19 protein-coding genes are annotated in these 21,582 nt (G+C 70.8%); 8 read left to right on the top strand and 11 right to left on the bottom strand.

Annotated elements, in window-relative coordinates:
- Window positions 1-125: 125 nt before the first annotated feature.
- Complete coding sequence (locus I847_RS23545; RefSeq protein WP_231384209.1) at window positions 126-1,082, bottom strand: SURF1 family protein; 957 nt, start codon at window positions 1,080-1,082, stop codon at window positions 126-128.
- A gap of 247 nt (window positions 1,083-1,329) precedes the next feature.
- Here I847_RS23545 and I847_RS0112545 point away from each other — a divergent pair, with 247 nt between their 5' ends.
- From I847_RS0112545 to I847_RS0112535, 3 genes are read left to right on the top strand one after another with little or no spacing between them, the layout of a single operon-like run.
- Window positions 1,330-3,798, top strand: a complete 2,469-nt coding sequence (locus tag I847_RS0112545) for a phosphoketolase (RefSeq protein ID WP_028049975.1) — start codon at window positions 1,330-1,332, stop codon at window positions 3,796-3,798.
- A gap of 33 nt (window positions 3,799-3,831) precedes the next feature.
- Complete coding sequence (pta, locus tag I847_RS0112540; RefSeq protein ID WP_028049974.1) at window positions 3,832-5,901, top strand: phosphate acetyltransferase; 2,070 nt, start codon at window positions 3,832-3,834, stop codon at window positions 5,899-5,901.
- Entirely contained in the window at window positions 5,898-7,121 is a 1,224-nt protein-coding gene (locus I847_RS0112535; protein ID WP_028049973.1) for an acetate/propionate family kinase, read from the top strand. The genes pta and I847_RS0112535 overlap by 4 nt, the downstream gene beginning before the upstream one ends.
- A 133-nt stretch (window positions 7,122-7,254) precedes the next feature.
- Here I847_RS0112535 and I847_RS0112530 read toward each other — a convergent pair whose 3' ends face one another.
- A complete protein-coding gene (locus I847_RS0112530) occupies window positions 7,255-8,883 on the bottom strand; it encodes a succinic semialdehyde dehydrogenase (protein WP_028049972.1) in 1,629 nt (542 codons plus the stop codon).
- An 81-nt stretch (window positions 8,884-8,964) separates the two neighbouring features.
- Entirely contained in the window at window positions 8,965-10,089 is a 1,125-nt protein-coding gene (locus I847_RS0112525; protein ID WP_028049971.1) for a GuaB3 family IMP dehydrogenase-related protein, read from the bottom strand.
- A 129-nt stretch (window positions 10,090-10,218) separates the two neighbouring features.
- On the opposite strand from I847_RS0112525, the gene I847_RS0112520 reads away from it, so the two are divergent.
- Window positions 10,219-10,938: an exonuclease domain-containing protein gene (locus I847_RS0112520; RefSeq protein WP_028049970.1), complete on the top strand. Its 720-nt coding sequence runs from the start codon at window positions 10,219-10,221 to the stop codon at window positions 10,936-10,938.
- A gap of 110 nt (window positions 10,939-11,048) precedes the next feature.
- Window positions 11,049-12,623 carry a UDP-N-acetylglucosamine 1-carboxyvinyltransferase gene (locus tag I847_RS0112515; RefSeq protein WP_051274859.1) on the top strand — a complete coding sequence of 525 codons (1,575 nt, stop codon included), beginning with the start codon at window positions 11,049-11,051 and terminating at the stop codon, window positions 12,621-12,623.
- 13 nt (window positions 12,624-12,636) lie between these two features.
- On the opposite strand, the gene I847_RS0112510 is transcribed toward I847_RS0112515, so the two are convergent.
- The 7 genes from I847_RS0112510 to I847_RS23540 all read right to left on the bottom strand — a co-directional run bounded on the left by I847_RS0112510 (window position 12,637) and on the right by I847_RS23540 (window position 17,996).
- A complete protein-coding gene (locus tag I847_RS0112510) occupies window positions 12,637-12,822 on the bottom strand; it encodes a hypothetical protein (RefSeq protein ID WP_028049968.1) in 186 nt (61 codons plus the stop codon).
- Window positions 12,819-13,073 carry a hypothetical protein gene (locus tag I847_RS0112505; RefSeq protein WP_028049967.1) on the bottom strand — a complete coding sequence of 85 codons (255 nt, stop codon included), beginning with the start codon at window positions 13,071-13,073 and terminating at the stop codon, window positions 12,819-12,821. Before I847_RS0112505 ends, I847_RS0112510 begins: the two co-directional genes overlap by 4 nt.
- A gap of 256 nt (window positions 13,074-13,329) precedes the next feature.
- Window positions 13,330-13,503, bottom strand: a complete 174-nt coding sequence (locus tag I847_RS26775) for a hypothetical protein (RefSeq protein WP_155856134.1) — start codon at window positions 13,501-13,503, stop codon at window positions 13,330-13,332.
- A 328-nt stretch (window positions 13,504-13,831) separates the two neighbouring features.
- Window positions 13,832-14,578: a trans-aconitate 2-methyltransferase gene (locus I847_RS0112490; protein WP_028049964.1), complete on the bottom strand. Its 747-nt coding sequence runs from the start codon at window positions 14,576-14,578 to the stop codon at window positions 13,832-13,834.
- Window positions 14,575-16,086, bottom strand: a complete 1,512-nt coding sequence (gene guaB, locus I847_RS0112485) for an IMP dehydrogenase (RefSeq protein ID WP_028049963.1) — start codon at window positions 16,084-16,086, stop codon at window positions 14,575-14,577. The genes I847_RS0112490 and guaB overlap by 4 nt, the downstream gene beginning before the upstream one ends.
- 22 nt (window positions 16,087-16,108) lie before the next feature.
- Window positions 16,109-16,873, bottom strand: a complete 765-nt coding sequence (locus I847_RS0112480; RefSeq protein ID WP_028049962.1) for a response regulator transcription factor — start codon at window positions 16,871-16,873, stop codon at window positions 16,109-16,111.
- Between the two features lie 193 nt (window positions 16,874-17,066).
- Window positions 17,067-17,996: a MerR family transcriptional regulator gene (locus I847_RS23540; protein ID WP_051274858.1), complete on the bottom strand. Its 930-nt coding sequence runs from the start codon at window positions 17,994-17,996 to the stop codon at window positions 17,067-17,069.
- A gap of 250 nt (window positions 17,997-18,246) precedes the next feature.
- On the opposite strand from I847_RS23540, the gene I847_RS0112470 reads away from it, so the two are divergent.
- Window positions 18,247-18,543: a WhiB family transcriptional regulator gene (locus tag I847_RS0112470; protein ID WP_028049961.1), complete on the top strand. Its 297-nt coding sequence runs from the start codon at window positions 18,247-18,249 to the stop codon at window positions 18,541-18,543.
- A 179-nt stretch (window positions 18,544-18,722) separates the two neighbouring features.
- Here I847_RS0112470 and groES read toward each other — a convergent pair whose 3' ends face one another.
- The gene (gene groES / locus I847_RS0112465) at window positions 18,723-19,019 is read right to left on the bottom strand and encodes a co-chaperone GroES (RefSeq protein WP_028049960.1); all 297 of its coding nucleotides are present in this window, start codon (window positions 19,017-19,019) and stop codon (window positions 18,723-18,725) included.
- 205 nt (window positions 19,020-19,224) lie between these two features.
- Here groES and I847_RS0112460 point away from each other — a divergent pair, with 205 nt between their 5' ends.
- Both I847_RS0112460 and I847_RS0112455 read left to right on the top strand, forming a co-directional pair.
- Window positions 19,225-20,415, top strand: a complete 1,191-nt coding sequence (locus I847_RS0112460) for an SAM-dependent methyltransferase (protein WP_028049959.1) — start codon at window positions 19,225-19,227, stop codon at window positions 20,413-20,415.
- A complete protein-coding gene (locus I847_RS0112455) occupies window positions 20,415-21,563 on the top strand; it encodes a glutamate--cysteine ligase (RefSeq protein WP_028049958.1) in 1,149 nt (382 codons plus the stop codon). The genes I847_RS0112460 and I847_RS0112455 overlap by 1 nt, the downstream gene beginning before the upstream one ends.
- The last annotated feature ends 19 nt before the right edge of the window (window positions 21,564-21,582 follow it).

Below are 21,582 nucleotides of genomic sequence, written 5' to 3'. Positions count from 1 at the left end.
TAGCGCCCCTGGGGACCAGCGGGCCAGGAGTCAACGAGGAACGCGCGATCTTTGCCCCACGAGTGCACTCGCGTCCCACGTGGCGCTAGGTCGGAACGGAGAGGACGGGCCGGGGCGCCCGAGCCCTACGCTTCGGCAACGTCGACGCCGTCCGAGGCGCCGCGGGCCTCGTCGCGCACCAGACGGAGCCAGAGCAGGACCGCGAACGCACCGAAGATCCACCACTGGGCCGCGTAGGCGAGGTTCTGGATGTTGAGACCCGAACCGGGCTTGGTCGGCGGTTCGAGGATCTGGACGGCCGACGACTGCGCGGGATCCGACGACGCCACCACGAGATACCCGGTGTAGATGGGACCGCCCCAGGCGTTGAGGAGCTCGGGCGAGCTGATCGCCTCGCTCCGCCCGTCGGCCACGCCTGACCCCGCCTGCTCGGAGGCCTGCAGGTAGCCGACGACGTCGACGGGACCGGTCGGCGGGACGTCTGCGTCGGCGGGCGACGCGACCCAGCCGCGCACGACCGGTAGGACCGGCGAGTCGTCGGCGGCGACGCGCAAGGGCGTCAGGACGAGGTAGCCGACCTGCCCGTCGTGCGCACGACCGGGGACGAGGAGCTGGCCGGCCGGGTCGTAGGTGCCGGTCACGGCGACCTTGCGGCCGACGAGCTGGCCGGTGAACGACGTCTGCGGCTGGAGCACGGTGTCCAGCGGCACCGGCGGCGCGGCGACGAGAGCGGCGGTGTGCCGGGCCTCGGCAGACGCGCCCCGAACCTGCGCACGGTCGAGCTGCCAGACGCCGAGCCGGGCGCACAGAGCGGCGGCGGCGAGCAGCAGGACCAGGATGACGAGCATCCGAGGGCGAAGGGCGGCGCGGAGCATCGTCGTCGGCGGGCGCCGGTCGGCCTGCTCCCACCCGGAACGCACGGGTACCGCCGCAGCGGCGGCAGCCGTCGGGCCCCCGTCCTGCGGCCTGCCGGACGTCGCCTGGGCCGGCTGCGGACCGGAAGGGTTGGACGAGCTGGACACGTGCGGAGCAGGCTCGCGCGGCGGCGCAGCCATGCCCTCGACAAGGTCGCGCTCGGTCACGCCTCACGGTACCCCGCAGCTCGTCGCCCATCCGAGGCTGTCCGGCACGCGACGACCTGCGGGGACCGTCACCAGGTGTTCGGCGGGCGTTCGCCCTCCCCCTGTGCGGGGTGCCCTCACCTGCGGTTGTATGGCAGAGCGAGGGTGCACATCCGGGTCATACGGCCCTAGGTGGCGTCACCGTCCGACAACGAGGCTGGCACCGGAGCCGACAGCGGCTCCGAGTGATCACGGGGAGCGCACGCACATGAGCACCACGACCACGAATCCCACCACCTGGCCCAGGGGCACCGGTCAGCCGGTCGACGGCCCGACGCTCGCGCGGATCGACAAGTGGTGGCGTGCCGCCAACTACCTGTCAGTGGGGCAGATCTACCTCCTGGACAACGCCCTGCTGCGGGAGCCGCTCACACGCGACCACGTCAAGCCGCGCCTCCTGGGTCACTGGGGGACGACGCCCGGCCTGAACTTCCTGTACGCGCACCTGAACCGCGCGATCGCGGAGCGCAACCAGTCGACGATCTACATCATCGGTCCGGGGCACGGTGGCCCGGGACTCGTCGCCAGCGCCTACCTCGACGGCACGTACTCCGAGGTCTACTCGGACATCACCGACGACGCCGAAGGCATGCGCCGGCTGTTCCGGCAGTTCTCCTTCCCCGGGGGCATCCCGAGCCACGTGGCCCCGGAGACGCCGGGATCGATCCACGAGGGCGGCGAGCTCGGCTACGCCCTGAGCCACGCGTACGGCGCGGCGTTCGACAACCCCGACCTGCTCGTCGCCACGATCGTCGGCGACGGCGAGGCCGAGACCGGCCCGCTCGCCACGAGCTGGCACTCCAACAAGTTCGTGAACGTCGAGAAGGACGGCGTCGTCCTGCCGATCCTGCACCTCAACGGCTACAAGATCGCCAACCCGACGGTCCTCGCGCGCATCAGCGACGAGGAGCTGAACTCGCTCATGGTCGGGTACGGGCACAAGCCGCACGTGTTCGTCGCCGGGTTCGACGACGAGTCGGCGATCAGCATCCACGCCCGGTTCGCGACCATCCTCGACGAGGTCCTCGACGAGATCGCGGACATCAAGGCGAGCGACGGCGAGCAGCGTCCGATGTGGCCGATGATCGTGTTCCGCACGCCCAAGGGCTGGACCGGACCGGACTACATCGACGGCAAGAAGACGACGGGCTCGTGGCGCGCGCACCAGGTGCCGCTGGCCAGCGCCCGGGACACCCCGGAGCACCTCGAGGTGCTCAAGGACTGGCTCGAGAGCTACGGCGTGGGCGAGCTGTTCGACGAGTTCGGGACGCTGCACGCGGACATCCGCGCGCTCGCGCCCGAAGGCGACCTGCGGATGAGCGCGAACCCCCACGCGAACGGCGGCCTGCTGCTCAAGGACCTGCGCCTCCCCGACTTCCGCGACTACGCGGTCGACGTGCCGACGCCCGGCGGCTCGTTCAGCGAGGCCCCGCGCGTCCTGGGCGATTGGCTGACGGACGTCATCAAGCAGAACCCCGACAACTTCCGGATCTTCGGTCCCGACGAGACCGCCTCGAACCGTCTCCAGTCCGTGTTCGGGGTGACGGACAAGCAGTGGAACGCCGACTTCTACGGCCCGGACGTGGACGAGCACCTGGCGCGCGCGGGCCGCGTGATGGAGATGCTGAGCGAGCACCAGTGCCAGGGCTGGCTGGAGGGCTACCTGCTCACCGGCCGGCACGGCCTGTTCAACTGCTACGAGGCGTTCATCCACATCATCGACTCGATGTTCAACCAGCACGCCAAGTGGCTGAAGGTGTCCGACGAGATCCCGTGGCGCCGCCCGATCGCGAGCCTCAACTACCTGCTGTCCAGCCACGTCTGGCGCCAGGACCACAACGGCTTCAGCCACCAGGACCCAGGGTTCGTCGACCACGTCGTGAACAAGAAGGCCGAGGTCGTCCGCGTCTACTTCCCGCCGGACGCGAACACCCTGCTGTCCACGTACGACCACTGCCTGCGCAGCCGTCAGTACGTGAACGTCGTGGTCACCGGCAAGCAGCCGGCCCCGAACTTCCTGACGATGGACGAGGCGGTCGCGCACTGCACGCGGGGTCTGGGCATCTGGGAGTGGGCGGGCACGGAGGTGCCGGGCGAGAAGCCGGACGTGGTCCTCGGCTGCGCCGGCGACGTGCCGACGCTCGAGGTGCTCGCCGCGGCGGACATCCTCAAGCGCGAGCTGCCGGACCTCAAGGTCCGGGTGATCAACGTGGTCGACCTGATGCGCCTGCAGGACGAGCGGGAGCACCCGCACGGGCTGTCGGACGCGCAGTTCGACGGCCTGTTCACCCCGGATCGGCCCGTGATCTTCGCGTACCACGGCTACCCGTGGCTCATCCACCGCCTGACGTACCGCCGCACGGGCCACACCAACATCCACGTGCGCGGGTACAAGGAGGAGGGCACCACGACGACGCCGTTCGACATGGTCATGCTCAACGACCTCGACCGGTTCCACCTCGTGATCGACGTCATCGACAACGTGCCCTCGCTGCGGACGGCCCAGGCGGGCCTTCGGCAGAAGATGGTCGACGAGCGGCTGCGGGCCCGCGAGTACACGCGCGAGCACGGCGACGACCTGCCCGAGGTGCGCGACTGGGTCTGGCCGGACGCCGGCGACGCTGCGGCCGAGGGTGAGGTCGCCGCGACAATCTCCACCGGGGGCGACAACGAATAGCGTGGACGTCGACCGAGGTCAGGAGACCTGTTCGTGGCACACAGCATCTATGTGACCTCCCCCGAGGGCGACACCGGCAAGTCCGTCGTCGCCCTCGGGCTGGTCGACCTCCTCACGCGGACCGTGCAGCGCGTCGGGGTGTTCCGCCCCATCGCGCGGTCGACGGCCGTGATCGACTACGTGCTCGAGCTGCTGCTGCAGCGCGACGGCGTGGACCTCACCTACGACGAGTGCATCGGGGTGACGTACGAGCAGGTCCACCAGGACCCGGAAGCCGCGCTGTCGCAGATCGTGTCGCGGTACCACGACGTGCAGCGCCGGTGCGACGTCGTCGTCGTGGTCGGCACCGACTACACGGATGTCGCCGGTCCCACGGAGCTGGCGTACAACGCCCGGATCGCCGCCAACCTCGGGGCCCCCGTCGTCCTCGTCGTCAACGGGAACGGCCGATCACCGTCCGAGATCGCGCAGGTGGCGGACGTCGTCGTGACCGAGATGGAGGCGAACTACGCACAGGTCGTCTCCGTGATCGCCAACCGCTGCAGCGCGGGCGAGCTCGATGTCGTCCGCAATGCTCTCCGGACCAAGTCGGGCTGGGCGATCCCGGAGAACCGGCTGCTCACGGCTCCGACGATGCGCGAGCTGACCACCGCGGTCAACGGACGTCTGATCGCCGGCGACGACGAGCTGATGTCGCGCGAGGTGCTCGACGTGATGGTCGGCGCCATGTCCATCGAGCACCTGCTCGACCGACTGACCGACGGGTCGGTCGTCATCACCCCTGGTGACCGGTCGGACGTGCTGCTCGGCCTGCTGATGGCCCACCAGGCCGAGGGCTTCGCGTCCCTGGCCGGCATCATCCTGAACGGCGGCTTCATGCCGTCACCGTCGGTGATGCGGCTCATCGAGGGTCTCGGCAGCCGGTTGCCGATCATCAGCACCGGGCTGGGCACGTTCCGGTCCGCGAGCGCGGTCGGTGACACGCGCGGGCACATCAGTGGCGACTCGCAGCGCAAGATCGACACTGCCCTGTCGCTCTTCGAGCAGCACGTCGACGGGGCAGCCCTGCTGGCCGCGCTCGACGTGGAGCGACCCGAGGTGGTCACCCCGTTGATGTTCGAGTACGCGTTGCTGGCTCGCGCGCGGGACGACCGCAAGCACGTCGTCCTCCCGGAGGGGGACGACGACCGGGTCCTGCGCGCGGCGTCCACCCTCCTGCAGCGGGGTGTCGCACAGCTCACGATCCTCGGCGACGAGCCGACGATCCGCGCACGTGCCACCGAGCTGGGCCTCGACCTGGAGGATGCCGCGGTGATCAGCCCGCACGACCCCGTGCTGCTCGAGCGGTTCGCCGTCGAGTACACGCAGATGCGCAAGCACAAGGGCATGACCGTCGAGCGCGCCCGCGAGATCGTCTCGTCGGTCTCCTACTTCGGCACGATGATGGTCAAGCTCGGCCTCGCGGACGGCATGGTCTCGGGCGCGGCCCACACGACGGCGCACACGATCAAGCCGTCGTTCGAGATCATCAAGACCTCCCCCGGCGTCTCCAACGTGTCGAGCGCGTTCCTCATGTGCCTCGAGGACCGCGTGCTCGTGTACGCCGACTGTGCGGTCATCCCGGACCCGACCGCCGAGCAGCTGGCCGACATCGCGATCTCGTCGGCGGGCACCGCTGCGCAGTTCGGCATCGAGCCGCGGATCGCGATGCTCTCCTACTCGACCGGCGAGTCGGGCTCGGGCGCCGACGTCGAGAAGGTCCGCGAGGCGACGGCGCTGGTCCGCAGCCGACGGCCGGACCTGTCCGTCGAAGGACCGATCCAGTACGACGCCGCCGTCGACGCCTCGGTGGCGCGCACCAAGCTGCCCGACTCCGCGGTGGCCGGTCGCGCGACAGTGTTCGTCTTCCCCGACCTCAACACCGGCAACAACACCTACAAGGCCGTGCAGCGCTCGGCGGGAGCCGTCGCCATCGGACCTGTCCTGCAGGGACTGCGCAAGCCTGTCAACGACCTGTCCCGCGGGGCGTTGGTCTCGGACATCGTCAACACGGTCGCCATCACCGCGATCCAGGCACAGGCAGACGGGCAGGACCAGTCGTGAGCACCGTTCTCGTGGTCAACTCCGGGTCGTCGTCGATCAAGTACCAGCTGGTCGACACCGTCCACGGATCCGCGCTCGCCTCGGGCATCGTCGAGCGGATCGGCGAGACCGTCGGTTCGATCAAGCACACGTTCGCGGATGCGACGACCTCCCGGACAGACCCGGTGCCCGACCACGGCGCCGGGCTGCGCGCGGTCCTCGACCTCTTCCGGGAACAGGGCCCCGACCTGCAGGAGGCCGGCATCGTCGCCGTCGGCCACCGCGTGGTGCACGGCGGGTCGGTGTTCGGCGGGCCGGTTCTCGTCACGGACGAGGTCATGGACCAGATCGACGCCCTGTCGCCGCTGGCTCCGCTGCACAACCCGCCCAACCTCACCGGCATCCGCGTGGCCCGCGAGCTGTTTCCCGACGTGCCGCACGTCGTCGTGTTCGACACCGCGTTCTTCCGCACGCTCCCCGAGGCTGCGGCGACGTACGCGATCGACAAGGAGGTCGCCGCGGCCTACGGCGTCCGGCGCTACGGCTTCCACGGGACGTCGCACCAGTACGTGTCCACGCGGGTGGCCGAGGTGCTGGGTCGCCGCCCGCAGGACCTCAACCAGATCGTGCTGCACCTGGGCAACGGCGCGTCCGCGTCGGCGGTCCGGGGTGGCGTCGCGGTCGAGACGTCCATGGGCCTGACGCCGCTCGAAGGGCTGGTGATGGGGACCCGCTCGGGCGACCTCGACCCCGCGGTGCTCATCCACCTGCAGCGCAACGCGGGCATGAGTGTCGACGACGTCGACGACCTGCTCAACCGGCGGTCCGGCCTCAAGGGCCTCTCCGGCGAGAACGACTTCCGCGCCCTGCACGGCCTCGTCGATGCAGGCGACCCGGACGCCGTCCTCGCGCTGGACGTCTACCTGCACCGGCTGCGCAAGTACGTGGGTGCCTACTGCGCAGTGCTCGGCCGCGTCGACGTCATCGCGTTCACCGCGGGCGTCGGCGAGAACGACGAGATCGTCCGCGCCCGCGCCCTCGAGAACCTCGAGTCGCTGGGCATCGCGGTCGACCTCGAGAAGAACGCCGGCCGTATCCGCGAGCCGCGGATCATCTCCCCGGACTGGGCGACGACCACGGTCATGGTGGTCCCCACGAACGAGGAGCTCGCGATCGCCCGGCAGGCCGTCGACCTCGTCGGCGACGCACCCGACGACTCGGCCGACCTCGGGCACGCCTGAGCTGTCCGCGCTGGCCGATCAGCACGGTCATCGCCGTGTCCGCCATGACGTGTGGTGCTCGCCCGGCTCCCAGAAGGGAGCCTGACCGGGTCCGATGGCACCGCGGACGTCGTCGTCGCCCGCCACCCGCGGATCAGGGCAGCCGGAACGTCTTCATCGCGCGCAGTGCCTCCGTGTAGAGGCGCGGCCACGTCTCGGTGCCGAGGTCGAACATCCGATGCAGACCGACGCCGGGACCTCCGAGGACGCCGTGCACCCCGTGCTGGACGGCGACGGTCTGCGCGCGGGTCGTCGCCCAGAGGCCCTCGCGACCGTGCCGCGCACCCATGCCGGACGCGCCGATCCCGCCCTGCGGCGCCCCGACCGAGCCCCAGGTCGCGACATAGCCTTCGTTGACGTTGACCGAGCCGGACCGGACGCGGGCGGCCAGTGCGGCACCCCGGCGCGTGTTCGCGGTCCAGATGCTCGCGTTCAGGCCGAAGTCGGAGTCGTTCATGGCGGCGACGGCCTCGTCGTCGGACGCGACGCGGTAGATCGTCGCGACGGGACCGAACGTCTCCTCGCGGACCAGGCGCGCCTCGTCCGGGACGTCGGCAAGGATCGTCGGCTCGTAGAACCATGGACCGAGGTCGCTGCGGTGCACGCCCCCGGCGAGCACGGTCGCCCCGTGCCCGATGGCGTCCTCGACGTGCTCGACGACCGTCGCGAGCTGCGCGGCCGAGGTCAGGGAACCCACGTCGGAGGCGTAGTCGAGACCCGACCCGATCCGCAGCTCGCCTGTGCGACGCACGAAGGCCTCGGTGAACTCGTCGGCGACGGCCTCGTGGACGTAGATCCGCTCGATGCTGACGCAGACCTGACCGGTGCCGACGAAGCACGCGCGGACGGCCCCCTCGGCGGCCACCTCGACATCCACGTCCTCGGCGACGTACATCGGGTTCTTGCCGCCGAGCTCGAGCGTCGCCGGTACCAGGAGCGAGCCGGCCTGCGCGGCTACGAGACGCCCGGTCCGCGTCGACCCCGTGAAGCTCACGTGGTCCACGTGCTCGACCACGGCCGCACCGATCGAGCCGTCCCCGACGACCACCTGCAGCAGCCCGTCGGGAAGCCCGGCCGCCTCCAGCAGCTCCGCGGCCCACAGCGACGTGAGCGACGTCTGCGGGTCGGGACGCAGGATCACCGCGTTGCCCGCGACGAGCGCCGGGAGCACGTCGCCGAGCGTGAGGGTCAGCGGGAAGTTCCAGGGCGCGACGACGCCGACCACACCGATCGGGTGGCGCAGGACCCGCGTCGTCGTCAGGCCCGGGATGAGACCGGCGACCCGCCGGGGTGCGAGGTAGCGGCCGGCGCGCAGCGCGTAGTGCCGCGCGATGTTCGCGATGTCGCAGACCTCCTCGAACGCCGAGACGCGCGCCTTGCCGGCCTCCAGCTGGATGAGGTCGAGGACGTCGCTCTGGCGTTCGAGCACGAGGTCGTGGACGCGGGAGAGCACCGCGGTCCGCTCACGCAGCGGGCGGGCCGCCCACAGTCGCTGAGCCGAGCGGGCAGCCCGTGCGGCGCGGGCCACGTCCTGCGTGCTCGACAGCGGGATGGCGGCGATCGGACCGCCCGTGAACGGCGCGTGCGACGTATAGGTGGCGGCGCCCGGCGACGCGACGACACGACGCAGGAGCGTGCGTATGTCGTCCGGTTCGAGGACGTACGTCGCGAGCGGGTCGGTCTCGGGGTCGTGCAGCTCGATGTGTCCAGGGTCGTGCGCCATACCCGGCAGGGTACGCGCGGCGGCTGAGCACTCGACGCGACTGCACGCCGCGAGTCGTCAGCGGGCTCGGAGCTCGCCGTGTCAGTGGGGCTGGTACGGGCTCACGACGACCTCGACACGCTGGAACTCCTTGAGGTCCGAGTAGCCGGTGGTGGCCATCGCGCGGCGCAGTGCACCCATGAGGTTGAGCGTTCCGTCGGCGGTGTGTCCCGGGCCGAAGAGGATCTGCTGGAGCGAGCCCGCGGTACCCACCTCGACGCGCTCGCCGCGCGGCAGCTCCGGGTGGTGCGCCTCGGGACCCCAGTGCCAGCCCCGGCCCGGCGCCTCGGTGGCACGAGCCAGCGCAGCACCGAGCATGACGGCGTCCGCACCGCACGCGACAGCCTTGACCAGGTCGCCGGAGCGGCCCACACCTCCGTCGGCGATGACGTGCACGTACCGACCGCCCGACTCGTCCAGGTAGTCGCGGCGGGCCGCGGCGACGTCCGCGACCGCCGACGCCATGGGCGCGTGGATGCCGAGCGAGAGTCGCGTGGTGTGCGCCGCGCCGCCGCCGAAGCCGACCAGCACCCCCGCGGCGCCGGTGCGCATCAGGTGGAGGGCCGCGGTGTAGGTGGAGGCGCCACCGACGATCACGGGGACGTCGAGCTCGTAGATGAACCGCTTGAGGTTCAGCGGTTCGGCGCGGCCGGACACGTGCTCGGCGGACACCGTCGTCCCGCGGATGACGAACAGGTCCACCCCGGCGTCGACGACCGTGCGCCAGAACTCGTTGGTGCGCTGCGGGGACAGGGCACCCGCGACGGTGACGCCGGCTGCGCGCACCTCCTTGAGGCGGGCGGTGATCAGCTCCGGCTGGATCGGGGCCGCGTAGATCTCCTGCATGCGAGCGGTCGCACCGGCAGCGTCGAAGGTCGCGATCTCCTCGAGCAGCGGCGCCGGGTCCTCGTACCGCGTCCAGAGGCCCTCCAGGTCCAGCACGCCGAGCCCCCCGGCGTTGCCGAGCGCGACGGCGGTGGCCGGGCTCATCACGGAGTCCATGGGAGCCGCGAGGACCGGGAGGTCGAAGTGGTACGCGTCGATCTGCCAGCCGACGGAGACCTCCTCCGGGTCGCGCGTGCGGCGTGACGGGACGACGGCCACGTCGTCGAAGGAGTACGCGCGGCGCCCGCGCTTGCCGCGACCGATCTCGATGTCGTTGCTCACCAGGCAAGGTTACCGGGGGTGCGGTTCGTTCCCGATCGCGCGGCACGCGGTCCGCCTGCACGGTCGTGTCGGACCTCGGTGCCATCCTGACGGCAGACCGATCGACGCAGGACACGGATGAGGACACGGATGAGCTGGACGGACGGGCCACTGCTCGGCTTCGACACCGAGACCACCGGGATCGACGTCGACAACGACCGCATCGTGACCGCCGCACTGGTCCGTCGCGACGAGACCGGCACCCACATCCGCAACTGGCTCATCAACCCCGGGGTCGACATCCCGCAGGCCGCTGCCGACATCCACGGCATCAGCACGGACCACGCGCGCCGGCACGGCAGCAAGCCCAAGCAGGCGCTGGAGGAGATCGCGACCGAGCTGGCGCAGGCCTTCCGTGACGGCGTCCCGGTCGTGGCCTACAACGCGACGTTCGACCTGTGCCTGCTCGATGCCGAGCTGCGGCGCCACAGGCTGAGGACCCTGCCGGAGCGCCTCTACAACGAGGCCCGCCCGGTGATCGACCCGCTCGTCCTCGACCGGGCGGAGGACCAGCTCCGCCGCGGCAAGCGCAAGCTGGTCGACCTGTGCGGGTTCTACGAGGTCGTCGAGTCCGGCGCCCTGCACACCGCCGACGTCGACGTCGTCGCGACGCTCGACGTCCTGGAGCGGATCGTCGGCCGCTTCCCGCACCTCGCCTCGCTGGACCTGGACACGCTGCACGAGTACCAGTCGGCTGCGCACCAGGCGTGGGCGGAGGGGCTCAACGCGTGGCGGCTGGAGCAGGGCCTCGACGGGCCAGGGGTGTCCGACGTGTGGCCGACGCGCCAGCCCGTCGGCACGCTGTGGTGAGTTACGTCATATCGCGGCTGAGTTGCGGCGGCCGGACAGATCGCCCAGGACCCGATTCGCGAGGCGCATTCGAGGTGGCGCTATCTCATAGATGAGTTAACGTCGTCCACATGACGACGACCAGCACCCCGGTCCCACTCAGCACCGGCTCCTTCCCGATCGTGTCCGATCCGCTCGCGCACGTCGGCTCGCTGGTCCGCTCAGCGCGGCAGCACCAGGGCCTCACGCAGGCGCAGCTGGCGGAGCGGCTGGGCACGAGCCAGTCGGCGATCCACCGCATCGAGCAGGGTGCGCAGAACGTCAGCCTCGAGATGCTGACCCGGATCGGAGCCGCCCTCGACTCCCCCATCGTGACGCTCGGCGGTCCGCAGCGCACCCACCTGCGCGTGCAGGGCGGTCAGACGCTGAGCGGCCGGATCGACGTCAACACCAGCAAGAACGGCGCCGTCGCACTGCTGTGCGCGTCGCTGCTCAACCGCGGTATCACCCGCCTGCGCAACGTGGCCCGGATCGTCGAGGTCGACCGCATCGTCGAGGTACTGCGCTCGGTCGGCGTCAAGGCCGTCTGGTCGACGGACGGCCGAGACCTGGAGATCGTGGTCCCCGACCGGCTGCAGCTCGAGGACATCGACGTGGACGCGGCTCGCCGCACCCGGTCGATCATCATGTTCCTCGGCCCGCTGCTCGGCCAGCAGGACGAGTTCCGCCTGCCCTACGCCGGTGGTTGTGACCTCGGAACGCGCACCGTCGAACCGCACCTGATCGGGCTTCGCCCCTTCGGCCTGGAGGTCACGGCGACCGCCGGCGACTACCACGCGATGGTGGAGCGCTCCGAGAAGCGGGACCTCACGGTCGTCCTCACCGAGCGCGGCGACACCGTCACCGAGAACGTCATCATGGCCGCCGCCCGCCGGACGGGCGTCACCACGATCCGCAACGCCAGCCCCAACTACATGGTCCAGGACCTCTGCTTCTACCTGGAGCTGCTCGGCGTGCGGATCGACGGGATCGGCACCACGACACTGCACGTGCACGGGCTCGCAGACATCGACGCCGACGTGGAGTACGCCGTCTCGGAGGACCCGGTCGAGGCGATGAGCCTGCTCACCGCCGGTATCGTCACCTCGTCGGAGATCACGGTGGGCCGCGTGCCGATCGAGTTCATGGAGATCGAGCTGGCCACCCTCGCCGAGATGGGCCTGCGCTACGAGCTCTCCGACGAGTACGCCGCGCAGAACGGCCGCACCCGTCTGGTCGACGTCACGGTGTTCCCGAGCGACCTGCGTGCGCCCATCGACAAGATCCACCCGATGCCGTTCCCGGGCCTGAACATCGACAACCTGCCGTTCTTCGCCGCGATCGCGGCCTGCGCCGACGGCACCACCCTCATCCACGACTGGGTCTACGAGGGCCGCGCGATCCACCTGACCGATCTGACCCGCCTCGGCGCCGACGTCCGGCTGCTCGACGCCCACCGCCTGCAGATCAGCGGCCCGACGCACTGGTCCGGCACCGAGGTCTCCTGCCCGCCCGCGCTACGACCGGCGGTCGTCATCCTGCTCGCCATGCTCGCCGCCAAGGGCACGTCCGTGCTGCGCGACGTCGACATCATCGCGCGCGGCTACGAGCAGCTGCAGGACCGCCTGGTCCAGCTCGGCGCCCGCATCGAGACCTTCCGCGACTGACCCGTCGGGACTGTCACCTCCGGTTCCGCAGGACGACGGCTCGAACCGCGACGACAACGGCGATCAGCATCAGGAGCATGCCCGCGAGTGCGCTGAAAAGCAGCACGCCATGGCCACCGTGCGACAGTGCGACGGCCACCACGAAGCCGCCGAGAGCGAGCAGGAGCAGGGCCCATCTGATCTCGGCTCTCGTGGTCACGAGGCGCCATCGAGCTTCGTGGTGGTGGCGCCGCGGAGCGTCCACCTCCCGCGCACGATCTGGACCAGGATGACGGTCGGCGCCACGGCGGCGACGAGGCAGAGCCCACACACCGCGAGGGTCTGCGCCGAGGCGAGGCCGGCACCTGCCAGCACGAACCCGAGCACGAGGAATGCGACGACCTGCAGCGCGACGACCGGGCGCAGGGTCACGACGCGCGGTCCCGGAGGCTGCTCGTTGATTGCGCTCATTGGTTCTCCCTCCGTTGCACAGCTCGTCCTGCGGTCACGCGGACAGGAGCCACGTTGCCGTGGCGCCCAAGAGAAGAACCAAGAACGCTGCCCCGGCCCGTCGCGCCGTCCGGGCTCTTCGGTCGTCCTTCGCCCAGCCAGAGAACAGGACGGTCGCGACGCAGGAAAGCACGCCGACGATGGTGGCGAGAATCATCACGGCGGACGCACGGTGCAGCGCGGTCACCATCCACCCCCGAGATCGTCCGTCATGGGCTCACGAAGTCACGAAGACCGCGCTCGCCGCGACGAAGCAGGCCAGCGCCGCTAAGGGAAGGAACCACAACTGGCCCGCCCCCGACGATCGAGCGCCGCGACGGACGAGAACGAGGAACACCAGCGTGAGGCCGCCGCCTGCGACGACCAGCAGCGCGCCGACGGCGGTGCTCATACCGGCCGCTCCGGACGCGACCGACCTGGCCCGCACCGGCGCGACGAAGTCGCCCCACGCTGACCACGCGCCGTGCTCACTGGTCCGCGTTCCGTCGACGGATCGCCGACGTCATCGCAGCCACCGCCGCCGTACCGCTGACCACGTCCCAACGTCCGCACATGACGCCCCCGCGCCCACCGGCACGCCGGTGCGGGTGTCTTCACACGGGTCCGGGACAAGTCTTACAGCGCACGCAGATGCGGCGTCAACGATCCCGATGACGCCGCATGGACGGGCCCTCACGGGGCTCCGACGAATGTCGGAGGCACCGCCGATGAGCGGGCGGTCACCCCGCCGGGCGCAGCAGGACCGTGAAGGCGGTGGCGTCCGAGCCGGCTCGTGCCCCGTCGTCGTCGAGAACGGCCTGAACCAGCAGCCCGGCCGATGTCGCCAGGGCGCGGAAGCCGTCGACGGTGTGCCAGTGCAGCAGCCACTCGCGCTCGGCGGTCTGGCTGACGCCGTCACGGACGCGCTCGTAGAACAGTCGCGTGCGTCGCGTCCGGGCGACGACGTCGTAGTCCTCGTGGAGCAGGGACACCCGGATCACGGCACCGTCCTCGTCCACCGCCGAGCTCAGCTCACCCTGCCCGTCGGACGGCGGCGGTATCCACAGCGGGATCCTCGCGGTCCCGTCGGGAAGCAGGTGCGCCCGGATCCGCGACAGCGCGGCGAGCGCGTGCTCGTCGGAGGGCAGCAGGTTGAAGGTCGCCCCGGCGACGAAGATCGACTGGTAGCGCCGGGGCAGGTCGAGGTCCTCGAACCGCTGCTGGTAGACCGTGACCACCAGGCCATCCGCGCGCACCCGCAGCCGCTCCAGCATGTCGGCCGACGAGTCGACGCCGTCCACGTCGAGCCCGAGCGCGCGCAGGGCGAGCAGCGGGTCACCGTCACCGCAGCCGAGCTCGAGCGCGGGCTCGCCGTTCGTCGCGACGAACGACGCGAACGACTCGGGCGCCGGAACGTACGACCGCAGCGGCGAGTACAGGTCCGCGACGAGGCCGGTGTAGAAGTCGGCCGGGTCGAGTGCCGTCACCTGCCGGCGTAGTTCGGCGCCTCGGAGACCATCTGCACGTCGTGCGGGTGCGACTCCTTGAGCCCGGCGGGCGTGATGCGGATGAACTTGCCGCGCGTCTGGAGCTCGGGGACCGTGCGGGCCCCGACGTAGAACATCGACTGGTGCAGGCCACCGATCAGCTGGTGTGCGACGGCGGCGAGTGGGCCGCGGTACGGGACCTGTCCCTCGATGCCCTCGGTGATGATCTCGTCGTCGGAGAGGTCGCCCTGGAAGTAACGGTCCTTGGAGTACGAGCGGCGGTCGCCGCGCGACTGCATCGCGCCGAGCGACGCCATGCCGCGGTAGCGCTTGAACTGCTTGCCGTTGACGAACACGAGGTCGCCGGGCGACTCGTCGCAGCCGGCCAGCAGACCGCCGAGCATCACGGTGTCCGCGCCGGCGACGAGCGCCTTGGCGATGTCACCGGAGTACTGCAGGCCGCCGTCGCCGATCACCGGGACGCCGGCCGGCTTGGCCGCCAGGGAGGCCTCGTAGATGGCGGTGATCTGCGGGACGCCCACGCCGGCCACCACGCGGGTCGTACAGATGGAGCCGGGACCCACGCCGACCTTCACGGCGTCGACCCCCGCGTCGACCAGCGCCTGGGCGCCGTCGCGGGTCGCGATGTTGCCGCCGATGACCTGGACGTGGCGCGTGCCGGGATCACCCTTGATCCGGCGGACCATGTCCAGCATCAGGCGCGCGTGGCCGTTGGCGGTGTCGACGACGAGCACGTCCACCCCGGCCTCGACCAACGCGATCACGCGCTCCCATGCGTCTCCGAAGAATCCGACGGCGGCACCGACGACCAGCCGGCCCTCGCTGTCCTTCGTCGCGTCGGGGTACTGCTCGGACTTCACGAAGTCCTTGACGGTGATCAGACCGCGCAGGATGCCCGCGTCGTCGACCAGCGGGAGCTTCTCGATCTTGTGCTTGGCGAGGAGCGCGGCAGCGTCGTCACGCGCGATGCCGACCGGCGCGGTGACCAGCGGCATCGCCGTCATGATCTCCTGCACGCGGAGCTTCTCGAACTCGCCCGGGGGGACGAACCGCAGGTCGCGGTTGGTGATGATGCCCAGGAGCAGCCCGTCGGCCCCGACGACCGGCAGGCCGGACACGCGGTAGGTGCCGCACAGGCGGTCGAGCTCGGCCAGCGTGGCCTCGGGCGAGACGGTGACCGGGTCGGTGATCATGCCGGACTCGGAACGCTTCACCAGGTCGACCTGGTGCGCCTGGTCCTCGATGGACAGGTTGCGATGCAGGATCCCGATGCCACCCTGGCGCGCCATCGCGATGGCCATGCGCGACTCGGTGACGGTGTCCATGGCGGCCGACAGCAGCGGCACCCGGACCGAGATCTCTCGCGTGAGGCGCGAGGTCGTGTCGACCTCGCTCGGGATCACGTCGGTCTCCCCCGGCAGGAGGAGCACGTCGTCGTAGGTCAGCCCGATGCGGGCGAACGGGTCGGCAGGCGAAGGCTCCGTCATTGCCCCAGGATACGCGGCGTTGCTACTGGATCAGTCCGCGCCGGAGCCCGATGGCGACCGCCTGAGCGCGGTCGTTGGCGCCCAGCTTGCGGAACAGACGACGGGCGTGCGTCTTGACCGTGTCCTCGGAGAGGTAGAGCTCTGCGCCGATCTGCGCGTTCGAGCGGCCGTTGCTCATACCGACCAGCACCTCGATCTCGCGCTTGGTCAGCGGCACGCCCGCGATCGCACCCGAGGTGGGGGCGACGACGAGGGGTGCGGCGTTCGAGTCCACGGAGACCTGCGACGAGACGCGGCCGTCACCCGAGACCGAGCCGGAACCCGAGCCGGAGCCCGAGGCCGCGGCGGTGCGCTGCGTGAAGCCGGCCTGGTTGGGCACGTCGACGGGTACAGAGCGTGCACCGGCCGTGACCGGGAGCGCGGGGCTCGCAAGCACGTGCGCGGCGACGGCGGACAGCTCGGCGCGACCGACGTCGGGCGCCAGGAACCCGCGGGCGCCGAGCGCGAGCGCCCGGTCGAGCGCGACGGTGTCGTCCGGGACGGCGAGCAGCACGATCGCGGCAGAGGGGGCAACGGCCCGGAGACGACGGATCGCCTCGATGGCGCCGGGCGCACCGAGGTGCGCGTCCAGCAGCACGACTGTCGGAGGCATCCGACGCGCGAGGCTCAGCAGCTCGTCGACAGAGGCAGCGGCGCGCACAGGACCCAGCGCCGGCACTCCGATCGACGTCACTACCAGTCGCTCACGAACGACTGCCGAGCCGTGACAGACCACGACTCCTGCCATGTTGATCCCCTCTCGGACCCCACGCCGGGGCACCTGACCTGTATCGGTCGCCCGGACGAGTGACGTTAGTTCTCGAGGCAACCGACCGGGCCGCAGGTCGGGCAATCGTCCGCCGATGCGTCGCAAGCGCAGAATGTCTCACCCGAATGCAGGTCCGCCGAGAGGGTGAATTGGCTGATCAGACCGCTGCGCGCTAGGGGTCCTGCGCCGTGAGGCCCTCTCCCGGTCGACGCGTGACGGCCAGCACCTCGTGCACGAGTCCGGTGAAGGAATGCGCCCGGTGCACCGAGCGTCCGACGGGCACAGCTGCCGTCGCGTGGTCGGGGACCATCACGAACTGCGGCAGCTCGGCATGCTCCTGCGCGATGCGCTGAACGACCTCGAGGTCCACGTGCATCCCCTCGCCGATGGTGACGACGGCGCGGGTCCGGGTCATCGCCACGAGCTCGAAGGCGTGGTGCACACCGACCGGTCCGCCGACGATCCGCGCATCGACGCCGTGCGAGGCGAGCGCCCCCGCCACAGCATGGGCGACGAGCGGTCGCGGCTCCCGCGGGGCGACGAGCACGAGGACGACCGGGCGTCGCGCTCCCTCGAACGGGGCGGTCCGGTCGCGGAGCGCGGTGAGGGCCGCCGAGTGGACGGTCGCGACGGCGTCCACACCCGGCGGGTCCACCACGGTCCGACGCGCGAGCGCGCCGAGCGCCGGCTCGACAAGACCTGTCCACCAGGCCAGGACGTCCGCGTCCGGCGAGAGCGCGAGGACACGCCCGCACCCGCCCAGGTCACCAGCCAGCGCCGCGTCGACCACGGCGGTCGGCGTCCGTTCAGCCGCGACCCGTCCGTCCGACGGCGTCGAGAGGTCGCTGGCCAGGGCGATCCGGGCCGACTCCGCGGGGGCCACCCCGTCCAGCGTGAGCCGTCGCATGACGAGGAGACGTTCGACGTCCGCCGCCGAGTACCGCCGGTGCGCACCAGCGGAGTGCTCCGAGGGGCCGAGCCCGTACCGACGGTCCCAGGTGCGCAACGTCGCGGGTGCGACGCCGAGCCTGCGAGCCACCGCCGCAACCGCGAGCGCGGGCGCGTGGGCGACCTGCGGCTCGTCGTCACCGGACCTGACCATGGCGCGATTCTGCCAGGTGGAGCGCGGAAGTTCGTCCGCGGACGGGTCTGGACACGGGCGCGCTGCCTGCGGTAATGCGACCAATCGTTTCAATCGAGAAAGGACCGAACCGGTCTTGAACAACTGTTGAAGCGGTTGTAACGTCCTCCCCAACGCGTCATCCCGCGGGGCCCGCCCCGCGACAGCCAGTATCACGATCATCCGGCACAGCCGCCGCCCGCGGCCGTGGCGGAGCGACTGAGGAGGAACCATGGCCGAGATCTCTCGACTTCCCGGACCCGTGATGGATCTCTGGGAGTGGCAGTTCGAGGGCGCCTGCCGCGACGCGGACCAGGACCTTTTCTTCCACCCCGAGGGCGAGCGCGGATCCGCACGCCGCCGCCGCGCCGAGGCTGCCAAGGCCATCTGTGCCACGTGCCCGGTCATCAAGGAGTGCCGCGAGCAGTCGCTGACCGTGCGCGAGCCGTACGGAGTCTGGGGCGGGCTCTCGGAGGACGAGCGCACCGCCGTGCTCGCCCAGCGCAGCCGCCGGGCTCGCGTCAGCTGATCCTCGAACGAAGACCCTCCGCGATCAACGCCGATCGCGGAGGGTCTTCGTCTGCCTGGACCGACCTGGTATCCCCGTCGAGGGAGGCGGGACGAGAACGGCCCCCCGGTCCGAGGACCGAGGGGCCGTTCTGCTCGATCCGTTGGACCGACGTGGCTGTTCGCCAGGTGATCGTCAGATCACTTGACGACGACCGCGAGGATGTCGCGGGCCGAGAGGATGAGGAGCTCCTCGCCCTGGTACTTCACCTCGGTGCCGCCGTACTTGGAGTAGATCACCTTGTCGCCGACGGCGACGTCGAGCGGGACCCGGTTGCCGTTGTCGTCGACACGGCCGGGGCCGACCGCCAGGACCTCGCCCTCCTGGGGCTTCTCCTTGGCACTGTCCGGGATGACGAGACCGGAAGCGGTCGTCGTCTCTGCCTCGAGCGTCTTGACGACGATCCGGTCCTCGAGGGGCTTGATGGAGACCGACACAGCGGACCTCCCCTTCGCATGTGAGTAGTTCGTGAGTCCGAAGAGCGCTGTCAGGCCACCGTCGTCGCGGGTGCCGGGGCCTGGAGCGCCGTTGGCACACTCACGGGGAGAGTGCCAGCTCCTCACTCTAGGAACGGGTTAGCACTCGGTCAAGGCGAGTGCCAACTGCCGACAGCGAACCGGTACGCCGTGAAAGGATCTCGACATGGATTCCGAGGGCCTCTCCCAGCTGCTCAGCCCGACCGGCTGGGCCCTGCTGTCGGCGCTGCCGCCCTACGACGAGGCCCGCACGATGGCTCTCTCGGAACGGCTGCGCGAGGAGGGCCTCGACCCGGTGCTGGTCGCCGCGGCGCTGACGCAGTCGCGGCTGCGGGCCAAGGCGGTCGACAAGTTCGGGGACTTCGCCGGAGGCATGCTGTTCACCGCGCCGGGCCTCGAGCAGGCCACCCGCCTCAACGTCGCGGCCCACCACGCACGACGGTTCCGGGACGCCGGCAGCACACGCGTGGCGGACCTGACCTGCGGCATCGGCGCCGATGCGATGGCGATGGCGGGCATCGGGCTGCGGGTGCTGGCCACCGACGTGGACGAGGCGACGGCCGCGATCGCGACCGTGAACCTGCGGCACTTCCCCGACGCCGAGGTGCGGCACGGGGACGGGCTCGCGCTGGACCTCGAGGGCGAGGGGATCGACGGGGTGTATGCCGACCCGGCTCGTCGGACCTCGTCGGGAAGCCGCGTGTTCGACCCGTCCGCCTACGAGCCCGCGCTGGACCGTGTGCTCGAGCTGCGCGAGCGGGTGCCCGCGCTCGGGCTGAAGCTGGGGCCGGGCATCCCCCACTCGGCCCTGCCGATCGATGCGCACGCGCAATGGGTGTCGGTCGACGGCGACGTCGTCGAGCTCGGCCTGTGGTTCGGGCCGCTCGCGCCCGAGGGGTCAGGTCGGTCGGCGCTGGTGCTGCGCGACGGGCAGGCGCACACGATCCTGGCCAGCAACCCCGACGGCATCTACCGGCCGCCGTCGGGCGCGGTCGGTGCCTACCTGTACGAGCCCGACGGCGCGGTCATCCGCGCCGGGCTCGTCGGTGAGCTCGCCGACCAGGTGCGAGGGCGGCTGGTCGACCCGACCATCGCCTACGTGACGTCCGACGTGCTGACGCCCGTGCCCACGGCGACGGCCTACCGCGTCCTCGACACCATGCCGTTCGGGCTCAAGCGGCTCAGGACCTACCTGCGCGAACGGGACGTCGGGAAGCTGACGATCAAGAAGCGCGGGACGGCCGTGGTGCCGGAGCAGCTGCGGCGCCAGCTCGACCTGCGGGGCAGCGCGTTCGCGACGATCGTCCTGACGCGCGTCGCGGGCAGCCAGCAGGTTCTCGTGGTCGAGGCCGCCTGATGGCCGCCCCGGTCGCGCTCCCGTTCGCGCACTCCGAGCGGTCCAGCATCGGCATCGAGTGGGAGGTCGCCCTCGTCGACGCCGACTCGGGCGACCTGCGCCAGGCCGCCGAGACCATCCTGACCGCGGTGCGGCCCGACGACGGCGGCGAGCACCCGCTGATCACGCAGGAGCTTCTGCTGAACACCGTCGAGCTGCGGTCCGGGAAGAGCGCGAACGTGGCCGAGGCCGTCGCCGACCTGAACCGTGCTCTCGACATCGTCGGCGAGGCCGCGCAGCCGCTGCGGATCGAGCTCATGGGCAGCGGGACGCACCCGTTCGCGCAGTGGTCGAACCAGAAGGTCACCGACAAGCAGCGGTACGCGACGCTCATCGACCGCACGCAGTGGTGGGGTCGGCAGATGCTCATCTATGGCGTGCACGTGCACGTCGGCATCGAGGACCGCGCCAAGGTGCTGCCGATCTCCCGCGCGATGCTCACCGTGTTCGCGCACATCCAGTCGCTGTCGGCGTCGTCCCCGTTCTGGGGAGGCAAGGACACCGGCTACGCCTCGAACCGCGCGCTGCTCTTCCAGCAGCTCCCCACCGCCGGCCTGCCGTTCGGGTTCGACGACTGGTCGCAGCTGGAGCAGTACATCGGGGACATGATGCACACCGGCGTCATCGACCAGTTCGACGAGGTCCGCTGGGACGTGCGGCCGTCGCCGCGGTTCGGGACGCTCGAGATGCGGATCGCCGACGGCGCATCGAACCTGCTCGAGGTCGGAGCCATCTCCTCGCTGACCCACTGCTTCGTCGAGCACTTCAGCTCGATGCTCGACCGCGGCGAGACCCTGCCGACGCTGCCGCCCTGGTTCGCCCAGGAGAACAAGTGGCGCTCCGCGCGGTACGGCATGGACGCGATCATCATCACGAACGCAGCCGGCGACGAGGAGCTGGTCACCGATGCCATCGGCCGGTGGCTCGTGGACCTCGCGCCCGTCGCCGAACGGCTGGGCTGTTCCGAGGAGCTCGAGCAGGTCCGCGTCGTCCTGCGCCGGGGAGCGTCCTACCAGCGGCAGCGCGCCGTGGCGCGACGTCATGCGGGCGAGCTGGATGCCGTGGTCCGGTCGCTCGTCGCGGAGATGAAGGCCGGCCGACCTCTGTAAAGCCTGCTACTTGTCATTA

This window comes from Cellulomonas sp. URHD0024 (assembly GCF_000426185.1).
In the GTDB taxonomy this organism is placed as follows: domain Bacteria; phylum Actinomycetota; class Actinomycetes; order Actinomycetales; family Cellulomonadaceae; genus Cellulomonas.
This window is presented reverse-complemented; position numbering and strand designations above follow the sequence as displayed.

Coding starts and splice junctions, on each gene's coding strand:
- I847_RS0112545 (WP_028049975.1), top strand. CDS start 1,330: ATGAGCACCACGACCACGAATCCCACCACCTGGCCCAGGGGCACCGGT.
- I847_RS0112480 (WP_028049962.1), bottom strand. CDS start 16,873: ATGGCAGGAGTCGTGGTCTGTCACGGCTCGGCAGTCGTTCGTGAGCGA.
- I847_RS0112530 (WP_028049972.1), bottom strand. CDS start 8,883: ATGGCGCACGACCCTGGACACATCGAGCTGCACGACCCCGAGACCGAC.
- I847_RS0112455 (WP_028049958.1), top strand. CDS start 20,415: ATGGCCGCCCCGGTCGCGCTCCCGTTCGCGCACTCCGAGCGGTCCAGC.
- I847_RS0112515 (WP_051274859.1), top strand. CDS start 11,049: ATGACGACGACCAGCACCCCGGTCCCACTCAGCACCGGCTCCTTCCCG.
- I847_RS23540 (WP_051274858.1), bottom strand. CDS start 17,996: ATGGTCAGGTCCGGTGACGACGAGCCGCAGGTCGCCCACGCGCCCGCG.
- I847_RS0112505 (WP_028049967.1), bottom strand. CDS start 13,073: ATGAGCGCAATCAACGAGCAGCCTCCGGGACCGCGCGTCGTGACCCTG.
- I847_RS0112520 (WP_028049970.1), top strand. CDS start 10,219: ATGAGCTGGACGGACGGGCCACTGCTCGGCTTCGACACCGAGACCACC.
- I847_RS0112470 (WP_028049961.1), top strand. CDS start 18,247: ATGGCCGAGATCTCTCGACTTCCCGGACCCGTGATGGATCTCTGGGAG.
- I847_RS0112460 (WP_028049959.1), top strand. CDS start 19,225: ATGGATTCCGAGGGCCTCTCCCAGCTGCTCAGCCCGACCGGCTGGGCC.
- I847_RS26775 (WP_155856134.1), bottom strand. CDS start 13,503: ATGAGCACCGCCGTCGGCGCGCTGCTGGTCGTCGCAGGCGGCGGCCTC.
- guaB (WP_028049963.1), bottom strand. CDS start 16,086: ATGACGGAGCCTTCGCCTGCCGACCCGTTCGCCCGCATCGGGCTGACC.